Source organism: Pseudomonas sp. Hz4 (genome assembly GCF_054898165.1).
Map to the genome: position 1 here is coordinate 4321236 of NZ_CM142719.1, position 11922 is coordinate 4333157.

Here is an 11922-nt window from a genome sequence, read left to right on the forward strand (position 1 = left end):
ACTGTCACCGCGTTCGGAAAAATTTTTAAAACAACTATCAAGCTATTGATTTATAACGCTTTATATTCGACTGAACTGAATGGCACGACTTTCGCTCTAAATTTGCTCAGACACGCAGTGTGAAAGCAATCGGGCGGACGCCATATGAAATCACCTTCCCAGACCAACGCAATTGACTTCGATGTTGCCAAATTGCAACGCCTGGGCCTTGGTCAGCAATCTTCCCTTCGGGAGAGGCCTGTCAGCCTTGCGCAACTGCGCCAGAAGCTGAGCCTGCAGCTGCAAACCAGTCTTGAGCCGCAACGCATTCTCGGGCTCTTCTTTCGTGAAATTCAGCGACTTGTACCGCTCGACACCTTGATCTATCAGCACAAGGCCAGCGACTTGCGCCTGGAGTTCGGCCTGCGCGGCCATCACTCGATCAGCTACAGCCTCAGCCATGAAGGCGAGCATCTGGGTGATCTGATGTTCCGCCGCAATCAGCGGTTCAGTGAACAGGAACAGTGCCACCTTGAGTCGCTGCTGTCCGCATTGATGTATCCGATGCGCAATGCCTTGCTCTACCGCGCCGCCACCCAAAGTGCCTTGCGCGATCCGCTCACGGACACCGGCAACCGCATCGCCATGGATCAGACCCTGCAACGGGAAATCGAGATGGCGCGTCGGCATCTGCAACCCTTGTCGCTGCTGATGCTGGACATCGATCACTTCAAACACATCAATGACAACCACGGACACAGCGCCGGCGATGACGTGCTCAAGGCCGTCGCAGCCTCGATCAAAAGCCAGTTACGCAACGTGGACATGGTTTTCCGGTTTGGTGGCGAGGAGTTCCTGATCCTGCTGTCCAACACCAACCGAGAAGCGGCCGCCCTGGTCGGCGAGCGACTGCGGTTTGCCGCGCAGGCTGAGGATTATGCTGCCGATGGCAATAGGGTCGAGCTGACGGTCAGCCTTGGCTGCTCGACCCTATTGCCCGGCGAGTCTGCCGATAGCCTGTTGCGACGGGCCGACAGTGCGTTGTATGTGGCCAAGCGCGAGGGGCGCAACCGATTGGCGATGGCGGGCTGAACATCCGCCAGAGCGGGCTCGCTGGTGCAGCGGCCCGCATGGACAGGTATTAGCGACTAGTACCGCGCAAATCCCCCACCAACCCTTGCAACCGGACGGGTTCTGCCGATTCAACCGACACCGCAGGCCCTGCCACCAGCGTCACCCGCGACCACAACCGGCGAAACACGCCCTTTTGCGGGTCGCGGCTGAAGAAACTTCCCCACAAACCCTGCAATGCCAACGGGATCACCGGCACCGGCGTCTGTTCGAGAATCCGCGTCAGCCCGCCCTTGAACTCGTCGATCTCGCCATCGGCGGTCAATTTGCCCTCAGGGAAGATGCACACCAACTCACCGTCCTTCAGATATTGAGCAATGCGCGTGAACGCTTTTTCATAGATCTGAATGTCTTCCTGCCGCCCCGCGATCGGAATGGTCCCGGCCGTGCGAAAGATAAAGTTCAGCACTGGCAAGTTGTAGATCTTGTAATACATCACAAAGCGAATTGGCCGACGCACCGCACCGCCAATCAGCAATGCATCGACGAAGGACACGTGATTGCACACCAGCAACGCCGCGCCTTCATCGGGAATCAGCTGCAGATTGCGATGCTCCACGCGGTACATGGAATGGCTGAGCAGCCAGATCATGAAGCGCATGCTGAACTCGGGGACGATGCTGAAGATGTAGGCGTTGACGCCGATGTTCAGCAGCGACACCACCAGGAACAACTGCGGGATCGACAGCTTGACCATGCTCAGCAAGACGATCGAGACAATCGCCGAGATCACCATGAACAGCGCGTTGAGAATATTGTTGGCGGCAATCACCCGCGCCCGCTCGTTCTCGGGGGTACGTGATTGAATCAGCGCGTACAGCGGCACGATGTAGAAACCACCGAACACGCCAAGCCCCAGAATGTCGATCAACACCAGCCAGGCGTGGCCAAAACCCAGGACTTCGATCCAGCCATGGCCGGTAACGCTGTCGGGAATCCCCCCGGAATGCCACCACAGCAGCAGACCAAACACGGTCAGGCCGAACGAGCCGAACGGCACCAGACCGATCTCGACTTTGCGTCCGGACAGTTTTTCGCAGAGCATCGAACCGAGTGCGATACCGACCGAGAACACGGTAAGAATCAGCGTCACCACGGTTTCGTCGCCGTGCATCCACTCCTTGGCGTAGGCCGGGATCTGCGTCAGATAAACCGCCCCGACAAACCAGAACCACGAGTTGCCGACAATCGAACGCGACACTGCTGGGGTCTGCCCCAAGCCCAGCTTCAACGTGGCCCAGGACTGGCTGAAGATGTTCCAGTTCAGACGCATTTCAGGTGAGGTGGCCGCCGCCCGTGGAATGCTGCAACTGGCCAGATACCCGAGCACCGCAATACCGATGATCGCGGTGGAGACGATTGGCGCGTAATAACTGGACGACATCATGATCCCGGCGCCGATGGTCCCGGCGAGGATCGCCAGGAAGGTGCCCATTTCCACAAGGCCGTTGCCACCCACCAGCTCTTCGTCACGCAAGGCCTGCGGCAGGATCGAGTATTTCACCGGCCCGAACAGCGCTGAGTGAGTGCCCATGGCAAACAGCGCCACCAGCATCAGCGACAGGTGATCGAACATGAAACCGACTGCGCCGACCGCCATGATGGCGATTTCCCCGAGCTTGATCAGACGGATCAATGCGTCCTTGGCGAACTTTTCACCGAACTGCCCGGCCAGTGCCGAGAACAGAAAAAACGGCAGGATGAACAGCAGCGCACACAGGTTGACCCAAATCGAGCGATCACCCTCGATAGTCAGCTTGTAGAGAATGGCGAGGATCAGCGACTGCTTGAAGATGTTGTCGTTGAACGCCCCGAGCGACTGCGTGACGAAGAATGGCAGGAAGCGCCGGGTGCGAAGCAAGGTGAACTGTGAGGAGTGACTCATCTTCCATGTGTCCCTGATGTGGGGTAGAGAGTGGCGTGGATACCGTTATTGGAATATCGAACGACGATCCAGGCCACACATTACCTATCTTCGCCGGTTATTTCTTCAATCCGGCTATGCACGGCGAGACAAATAACTCGCCCCGCCACGCCCCTTGCACCGTCCGTTTGGCGACGATCAGCCACATCACCGCCAGCAACACCACCAGCACGCAGCCGAAAGCACTGAAAAACGTCAGGTTCAAGGTGCTGGCCAGTTTCAACGTCGCCAGAGAATAGACGCCCAACGGGAAGGTAAAACCCCACCAGCCGAGATTGAAAGGGATACCAACGCGCAGGTAACGCAGGGTGATGAGCACCGCGAGCAGCATCCACCACAGACCAAAGCCCCACAGCGTAATCCCGGCCACCAACCCCAGCCCTGCGGCGATTTCACCGATGCCCGGCAGACCGTTGGCCGCAAAGATGGCCGGCGCATCGGCACCCAGCAGCAACATGCCCAGCGCTCCGGTGCCGATTGGGCCCAGCGCCAGCCAGCTGGAGGCGGCCATGTTTTCGTGGGGTAACTTATGCAGCGCCATGCGCAGCAGCAGGATGGTCAGAATGCTGAACGCCACCGGTAAGGAATAGGCCCAAAGCACGTAGCTCGTCACCAGCACCACCTGTTGCGAATGGGCATCCGCCAGGTGCGGCGCCAACAGACCACCGCTGGCGGCCGCCACTTCCGCCGCCACCACCGGCAACAGCCAGACGGCAGTCATCTGGTCGATGCTGTGTTCCTGACGGGTGAACATCAGGTAGGGAATCAGCACGCCGCACGCCAGCGACATCGCCACATCCAGCCACCACAGCACCTCGGCGACATGAATCACGCCATCGCCCCGACGCGGCAAACCGAACAACAGAAAGCCATTGATGATGGTCGCCAGGCCCATAGGGATGGTGCCAAAAAACATCGACACCGTGGAGTGGCCGAAAATCCGCCGCGCCTCATCAAAAAACAGCACCCAACGCGCCGTGTATAACGTCGTGAACAAAACGAACAGCCCAATGTTGAACAGCCAAAGGGCTTCGGCAATCGCGCGCAAACCGGGGTTTGCAAAAGGCAGCTGCGCCAGCGCCAACGCCAACACGCCGGTGCCCATGGTGGCGGCGAACCAGTTCGGCGTGAACTGGCGGATGACTTCGCGTGGGTGCTGCAAATGACTGAAAGGCTTGAAACCGGCTGGGGCAGTGTTGGGGCATGTCATGGTGAACTCCTGTCCTCTGGTGAGGTGGAGCTCATGGTAGGTCTGAATCGAATATCGATATAACGGTTAATATCTCTAACTGTTATCTGTTTTGCAGATAAGCGTCAGACGCTGCCTTCAGTCTCGATCACCAGGATTCGCGCCGCCCCCTGCGGATGGGCAACGTGCTCGGTACCGACATCGGCGTAAAAGATATCGCCTACGCCCAATACCACTTGTTTCTCCTGACCGTCTTCGCGATAACGCATCTGCACGACGCCATCCAGCACCACGAACACTTCTTGCCCATCATTGACGTGCCATTTATAGGGCTGATCGGTCCAGTGCAAACGCGTGGTGATGCCGTTCATGTTGGCGATATCCAACGCGCCCCAGGCACGGTCAGCGGTGAAGGAGTTGCTGCGGATGATTTTCATGCGGAGGGTCCGTCGAAATGAATAGCGGTGCCAAGGCTAGCGGTCATCGAACTTCGACGCCACAGACTTTCACGGACCGCTGACGCATCAATGTGAGCAGAGCGCCGACCGAGAGAATAATCAGCACCGCGCCGTAACCATCGGTGGTGGCCACCAGCCCAAAGGTCCGGGTCAAGCTCCCAGCCAGCAACGACGGCAAGCAGAAAGCCAGATAACTGAGCACGTAGAAAGCCGACATCAACCCTGCCCGTTCATGGGGCAAGGCCAGCGGCACGACACTGCGCAACGCCCCCAGGAAACCGGCGCCGAAACCGCACCCGGCCACCAGCGTCCCGACGAAAAACAGCGTCAGGCTGGCGCTGTGCACCGCCATCAGAATCAGCGCGATGCCGACAGGCAGCAGACTGCCGCCCAATCGCAAGACCTTGTCGGCCGGCTGATTGCGCAGGGTGTAGATCATCAACGCGCCGGTCACCGTCAACACAGCCACCGTCGCACCGCCAATCAGATTTGAGGTCGATCCGGTGGCCGTGCGAACCAGAGACGGAGCCAAAGAAGCGTAAAAACCACCGAGCGCCCACACCGTGATGTTGATCGGCAGCACCAACCACAACGCGCGCCGCGCCTGGATCGGCACATGCAATGTCGGGCGCAGCGAAGCCCAGGCTCCCGGTTGCCGACTGACGCTTTCCGGCAAGCGCCAGACGTACAGTGCCTGCATCACAAACAGTGCGACCAACACCCAATAGGTCAACTGCAACGGCAGCGGTGCAAACTCGGCCAACAAGCCGCACCCCATGGCACCCGCCGCCATGCCCAGCAACGGCGCAACACTGTTGACCAGCGGCCCTTGCTGGCGATCGGTGTCCAGCAGCGCCGCACTCAATACGGCAGTGGCCATCCCCGTGGCAAAACCCTGAAGCACTCGTGCACTGATCAACCAGGCGACACTGTCTGCATCGATAAACAGCAGCATCGCCAGCATGTTCAACATCACAGCGGTAAAAATCACCGGTTTGCGCCCCAGGTAATCCGAGAGCGAACCGACCGTGAGCAACGCCGCCAGCAAGCTAATGGCGTACACGCCGAAAATCAGGGTGAGGGTCGCTGCCGAAAACTGCAGGTGTTCCTGGTACAAGTGATACAACGGCGTCGGCGCCGTGGACGCGGCGAGAAAACTGAGTAAGGTAATCGCCAGGAACCACAGGCTTGAACGATTGGAAGTTGAACTGGACATGGGCATACTCCGCAAAAGCTAACTTTTCGCTTTTGCGGAGTGTGCTACTGGCTGGCGCTTAAAGCAAATTCTTTGTCTTAAGGTTCGATGCATGGCTATTAAAGAAGGATTACGCCCGGGCGGTAGAAGCGCCCGAGTGCAAGAGTCGGTTCATTCGGCGGTCCGCGATCTTCTCGAAGAACAGGACCGTGCCACCGTGACCGTCCCGCAAATCGCCGCGCGCGCCGGCGTCACGCCGTCGACCATCTACCGGCGCTGGGGCGATCTGTCGGTGTTGCTGGCGGATGTTGCCCTCGCCCGCATGCGCCCCGAGAGCGAGCCGGCCAATACCGGCAGCCTGCGCGGTGACGTGCGCGCCTGGGCGGAGCAGTATCTGGACGAGATGAGTTCCGAGCCCGGCCGCCACATGTTGCGCGACGTGCAATGCAGCACCACACCGGCCGTATGCGCGACGATCATTGGCGGGCAGTTGCAGACGATTATGGATCGTTACCCCGGTCAGCCAAAGCCCAACGTTGATCGGCTGATTAACATGGTGGCGGCGCCGACGGTGTTTCGTATCCTGTTTTCGGCGGCGCCGCTGGAGGTTGGGGAATTGCATCGGTTGATCGAGATTGCGTTGAGTCAGTAAGGCCGCCTTCGCGGGCAAGCCACGCTCCCACAGGTTTCGTGTTGACCGCATGATTCGGATACGACACGAAACCTGTGGGAGCGTGGCTTGCCCGCGAAGAGGCCCGCTTAGGCGCCCAAGATCCAACTGGCACACACCCTGCGGCACCCCGCCGCGCCGCGACCTTGGTCGACACTGACTAACCCCTGACATCGTGCGAGACTGTCTGTCCGGGCGCGAATCCCGGGTGTCTTTTGTCTGGAGTTCCCATGTCGCTGTCCAGCGGGCTGATCGCCGCCGTCGCCCTGGCCTATATGGCCATCTTGTTCGCCATCGCCTTCTACGGCGACCGTCGCAGCACGCCGTTGCCGCCGCGGGTGCGCGCCTGGGTGTACAGCCTGTCGCTGGCCGTTTATTGCACCAGCTGGACCTTCTTTGGCGCCGTGGGCCAGGCCGCCGAACAGCTCTGGTCTTTCCTGCCAATCTACCTCGGGCCGATCCTGCTGCTGGTGTGCGCGCCGTGGGTCCTGCAAAAAATGGTGATGATCAGCAAGCAGGAGAACATCACCTCCATCGCTGACTTCATCGCCGCGCGCTATGGCAAATCCCAGTCGCTGGCGGTGGTGGTGGCGCTGATCTGCCTGGTCGGCGTGTTGCCCTACATCGCGTTGCAACTGAAGGGCATCGTGCTCGGGGTGAACTTGCTGATCGGCGCCGGTGCCGACGCCATGGGCACGCGCGCCCAGGACACCGCGTTGATCGTGTCGCTGGTGCTGGCGCTGTTCACCATCGTCTTCGGTACCCGCAACCTGGACGCCACAGAACACCACCGCGGCATGGTGCTGGCGATTGCGTTCGAATCGCTGGTCAAGCTGTTCGCTTTTCTCGCGGTCGGTGCGTTTGTGACCTACGGCCTGTACGACGGTTTCGAAGACCTGTTCGACCAGGCCATGCTCGCACCGCGCCTCGAAGAATATTGGAAGGAAACCATTAATTGGCCGTCGATGGTGGTGCAGACCGGCGTGGCAATGATGGCCATCATCTGCCTGCCCCGACAGTTCCACGTAACCGTGGTGGAAAACATCGACCCTCAGGATCTGCGCCTGGCCAAATGGGTGTTTCCCGCCTATCTGGCGCTGGCGGCACTGTTTGTCGTTCCCATCGCCCTCGCCGGCCAGATGCTGCTGCCGAGCTCGGTACTGCCGGATTCTTTTGTCATCAGCCTGCCGCTGGCCCAATCCCATCCTGCCTTGGCGATGCTGGCGTTTATCGGTGGCGCCTCGGCGGCAACCGGCATGGTGATCGTCGCCAGCGTGGCGCTGTCGACTATGGTTTCCAACGACATGCTGTTGCCATGGTTGCTGCGGCGCAACAACGCCGAACGGCCGTTCGAAGTGTTCCGCCAGTGGATGCTCTCGGTGCGCCGAGTGAGCATCGTGGTGATTCTGCTGCTGGCCTATGTCAGTTATCGCCTGCTCGGCTCGACGGCGAGCCTGGCGACCATCGGCCAGATCGCCTTCGCCGCCGTGACCCAACTGGCGCCGGCCATGCTCGGCGCGCTGTACTGGAAACAGGCCAATCGTCGCGGTGTGTTCGCCGGTCTCGCTGCCGGGACGTTCCTGTGGTTCTACACCTTGATCCTGCCGATTGCCGCCAACAGCCTCGGCTTGTCCTTGAGCAGTTTCCCCGGCCTGGCCTGGTTACACAGCAACCCGTTGAACCTGCCGATTACCCCGCTGACCCAGGGCGTGGTGCTGTCGCTTGCGGGCAACTTCACGCTGTTCGCCTGGGTTTCGGTGCTGTCACGTACCAGGGTTTCGGAACACTGGCAGGCGGGTCGCTTCATCGGCCAGGAAATCAGTGCCCGCCCCAGCGCCCGTTCGATGCTGTCGGTGCAGATCGACGATTTGTTGCAACTGGCGGCGCGCTTCGTCGGCGAAGAACGCGCCCGTCAGAGTTTTATCCGCTTCGCCTACCGCCAAGGCAAAGGTTTCAACCCGAACCAGAACGCCGACGGTGAATGGATCGCCCATACCGAACGTTTGCTGGCCGGTGTGCTCGGCGCTTCTTCGACCCGGGCGGTGGTAAAAGCCGCTATCGAAGGTAGGGAAATGCAACTCGAGGACGTCGTCCGTATCGCCGATGAAGCCTCGGAGGTGCTGCAATTCAACCGCGCGCTGCTGCAAGGCGCGATCGAGAACATCACCCAGGGCATCAGCGTGGTCGACCAGTCGCTGAAACTGGTGGCCTGGAACCGGCGCTATCTGGAGTTGTTCAATTACCCTGATGGGCTGATCAGGCTTGGCCGACCGATTGCCGACATCATTCGCTACAACGCCGAGCGCGGCCTGTGCGGCCCCGGCGAAGCCGAAGTGCACGTCGCCCGCCGCTTGCACTGGATGCGTCAGGGCCGCGCCCATACCTCTGAAAGACTTTTCCCCAATGGCCGTGTGATCGAGCTGATCGGCAACCCGATGCCGGGCGGCGGTTTCGTCATGAGCTTCACCGACATCACCGCGTTCCGCGAGGCTGAGCAGGCGCTGACCGAGGCCAACGAAGGTCTGGAGCGACGGGTTACCGAGCGGACCCACGAATTGTCGCAACTTAACGTTGCCCTGACCGACGCCAAAGGCACCGCGGAGTCGGCCAACCAGTCGAAAACCCGTTTCCTCGCGGCGGTCAGCCATGACTTGATGCAACCGTTGAACGCCGCGCGACTGTTCTCCGCCGCTCTTTCCCACCAAGACGACGGCTTATCCGGCGAGGCGCAGAAACTGGTCCATCACCTGGACACTTCACTGCGCTCGGCCGAAGATTTGATCAGCGACCTGCTGGACATTTCCCGCCTGGAAAACGGCATGATCAACCCTGATTCAAAACCGTTCGTGCTCAATGAGTTGTTCGACACCCTCGGTGCCGAGTTCAAGGCGCTGGCCCGAGACCAGGGGCTGAAATTCCGTGTCAGGGGCAGTACGTTGCGAATCAACAGCGACATCAAACTGCTGCGTCGAATCCTGCAGAATTTTCTGACCAATGCCTTCCGCTACGCCAAAGGCCCGGTGCTGCTGGGCGTTCGCCGGCGCAAGGGCGAGCTGTGCCTGGAGGTCTGGGACCGTGGTCCGGGCATTCCAGAGGATAAACAGCGGGTCATTTTCGAAGAATTCAAACGCCTCGACAGCCACCAGACCCGTGCGGAAAAAGGCCTGGGGCTGGGCCTGGCCATTGCGGACGGACTGTGTCGCGTACTGGGTCATACCTTGCGCGTACGCTCCTGGCCGGGGCGCGGCAGCGTGTTCAGCGTCAGTGTGCCGTTGGCTACCGCTCAAACCGCCCTGCCGACCAGAACCGCCGAACTCAACGGCAAATTGCCGGGCGGCGCGCAGGTGCTGTGCATCGATAACGAAGACAGCATCCTGATCGGCATGAACAGCCTGCTCACCCGCTGGGGTTGTCAGGTTTGGACCGCCCGTAACCGCGATGAATGCGCGGCGCTGCTCAGTGAAGGAATGCGACCGCAATTGGCGCTGGTGGATTACCACCTGGACCATGGCGAGACCGGAACCGAGTTGATGGCATGGTTGCGCACCCAACTGGGTGAGCCGGTGCCTGGGGTAGTCATCAGCGCCGATGGGCGACCAGAGAGGGTGGCCCAGGTGCATGCGGCGGGGCTGGATTACCTGGCAAAACCGGTGAAACCGGCGGCGTTGCGGGCGTTGCTGAGTCGGCATTTGCCGTTGTAGAGATCACTTCTGGTTAGCCCAAACCTGTGGCGAGGGAGCTTGCTCCCGCTCGACTACGTAGTAGTCGCAAAACCTGTGAACCCGATTTGTCAGGCAAACTGCGGTTGCAGAGTTTGGGGCTGCTTCGCAGCCCAGCGGGAGCAAGCTCCCTCGCCACAAATACAATGCAGTCTGAACCTTTCGTATTGGCTTACTCCGGCAACTCGACCAAGCCATCCACATCGGTCATCGCCCGCTCCAGCAAGTCTGCCGGAAGGCTCTTGCTCGCCCGCGCGCCAAGCAACTTGAGCTGCTCGCTACGGCTGACCAGATTGCCACGTCCCTCTGTCAGCTTGTTGCGCGCAGAGCTGTAGGCCTTATCCAGTTGCTGTAACCGATTGCCGACTTCATCCAGATCTTGGATGAACAACACGAACTTGTCGTACAGCCACCCGGCGCGCTCGGCGATTTCCCGGGCGTTCTGGCTTTGGCGCTCCTGCTTCCACAGGCTGTCGATGACGCGCAGGGTCGCCAGCAAAGTGGTCGGACTGACAATCACAATGTTACGGTCGAAGGCCTCCTGAAACAGCGTCGGCTCAGCCTGCAATGCGGCGGAAAACGCCGCTTCGATCGGTACGAAAAGCAGGACGAAATCCAGGCTGTGCAAGCCATCGAGACGCTTGTAATCCTTGCCGGCCAGCCCTTTGACGTGATTACGCAAGGACAGCACATGCTGCTTGATGGCGATCTCGCCGATGGCATCGTCTTCGGCCGCGACGTATTGCTGATAGGCCGTGAGGCTGACCTTGGAGTCGACCACCACCTGCTTGTCACCCGGCAGATAAATGATCACGTCCGGCTGGAAACGCTCACCGTCCGGGCCTTTGAGGTTGACCTGGGTCTGGTACTCACGCCCCTTCTCCAGGCCTGCGTGTTCAAGCACCCGCTCAAGAATCAGCTCACCCCAGTTGCCTTGGGTTTTCTGGCCTTTCAAGGCGCGGGTCAGGTTGGTGGCTTCATCGCTAAGGCGCAGGTTCAGCTGTTGCAGCCGCTCCAGTTCCTTGGCCAGGGAAAAACGTTCGCGGGCTTCAGCCTGATAGCTTTCCTCGACGCGCTTTTCGAAGGACTGGATGCGTTCTTTCAACGGATCGAGCAACTGACCGAGGCGTTGCTGACTGGTTTCGGCAAAGCGCTGCTCGCGCTCGTCGAAGATCTTGCCGGCGAGCTCCGCGAACTGCGCTCGCAGTTCGTCTCGCGAGCCCTGCAGGTCGTCCAGGCGCTGCTGATGGCTTTCCTGCTGCTCACGCAGCTCGGCGTTGAGCGAGGCGGTCTGGGCGTCCAGACGGCGCAACTCGGCCTCTTTGCCGGCGCGTTCCAGATTCCAGGCGTGGGCGGCATCGCGGGCATCGTCACGTTCGATCTGCAGCAGTTCGACTTCACGGCGCACGGCGGCCAGGTCTGCTTGCTTGGCAGCATTGGCCTGGCCCAGATCACCGACTTCATCGCGACAGGCTTCGAGTTGGGCGTTCAATCCGTCCTGGGCCAGATGGGCCGTGGCCAGACGCTCTTCAAGCAGCGCAACCTTTGACTGCGCGGCGCTCGCTCGACGTTGAAGTTCCCAGGCCAGTACCAATAACGGCAGCGCAGCGCCCGCCAGACCGAGCAATGCGCTGGTCAAGTCCATAGCCATAGCCAC

The 11922-nt window shown here is 60.2% G+C and carries 8 protein-coding genes; 3 read left to right on the top strand and 5 right to left on the bottom strand.

Going from position 1 to position 11922, the window contains the following annotated elements:
• Positions 1-144: 144 nt before the first annotated feature.
• The gene (locus ACYZTR_RS19680) at positions 145-1071 is read left to right on the top strand and encodes a GGDEF domain-containing protein (protein ID WP_461973398.1); all 927 of its coding nucleotides are present in this window, start codon (positions 145-147) and stop codon (positions 1069-1071) included.
• Between the two features lie 49 nt (positions 1072-1120).
• Here ACYZTR_RS19680 and ACYZTR_RS19685 read toward each other — a convergent pair whose 3' ends face one another.
• The 4 genes from ACYZTR_RS19685 to ACYZTR_RS19700 all read right to left on the bottom strand — a co-directional run bounded on the left by ACYZTR_RS19685 (position 1121) and on the right by ACYZTR_RS19700 (position 5897).
• Positions 1121-2995, bottom strand: a complete 1875-nt coding sequence (locus ACYZTR_RS19685) for an MFS transporter (protein WP_461973399.1) — start codon at positions 2993-2995, stop codon at positions 1121-1123.
• Between the two features lie 97 nt (positions 2996-3092).
• Entirely contained in the window at positions 3093-4244 is a 1152-nt protein-coding gene (locus ACYZTR_RS19690) for a TDT family transporter (protein WP_461973400.1), read from the bottom strand.
• A 104-nt stretch (positions 4245-4348) separates the two neighbouring features.
• Positions 4349-4660 (bottom strand): cupin domain-containing protein, encoded by a 312-nt coding sequence (locus ACYZTR_RS19695; protein WP_461973401.1) that lies wholly within the window; start codon positions 4658-4660, stop codon positions 4349-4351.
• Between the two features lie 43 nt (positions 4661-4703).
• Positions 4704-5897, bottom strand: coding sequence for an MFS transporter (locus ACYZTR_RS19700; protein ID WP_461973402.1), 1194 nt, complete (start codon positions 5895-5897; stop codon positions 4704-4706).
• A 91-nt stretch (positions 5898-5988) separates the two neighbouring features.
• Between ACYZTR_RS19700 and ACYZTR_RS19705 the strand changes: the two genes are divergently transcribed.
• Together ACYZTR_RS19705 and ACYZTR_RS19710 are read left to right on the top strand one after the other, a co-directional pair.
• The gene (locus tag ACYZTR_RS19705; protein WP_461973403.1) at positions 5989-6528 is read left to right on the top strand and encodes a TetR/AcrR family transcriptional regulator; all 540 of its coding nucleotides are present in this window, start codon (positions 5989-5991) and stop codon (positions 6526-6528) included.
• A gap of 248 nt (positions 6529-6776) precedes the next feature.
• Complete coding sequence (locus tag ACYZTR_RS19710) at positions 6777-10247, top strand: hybrid sensor histidine kinase/response regulator (protein WP_461973404.1); 3471 nt, start codon at positions 6777-6779, stop codon at positions 10245-10247.
• Between the two features lie 190 nt (positions 10248-10437).
• Here ACYZTR_RS19710 and ACYZTR_RS19715 read toward each other — a convergent pair whose 3' ends face one another.
• Complete coding sequence (locus tag ACYZTR_RS19715) at positions 10438-11802, bottom strand: DNA recombination protein RmuC (RefSeq protein WP_461979808.1); 1365 nt, start codon at positions 11800-11802, stop codon at positions 10438-10440.
• Between the last annotated feature and the right edge of the window lie 120 nt (positions 11803-11922).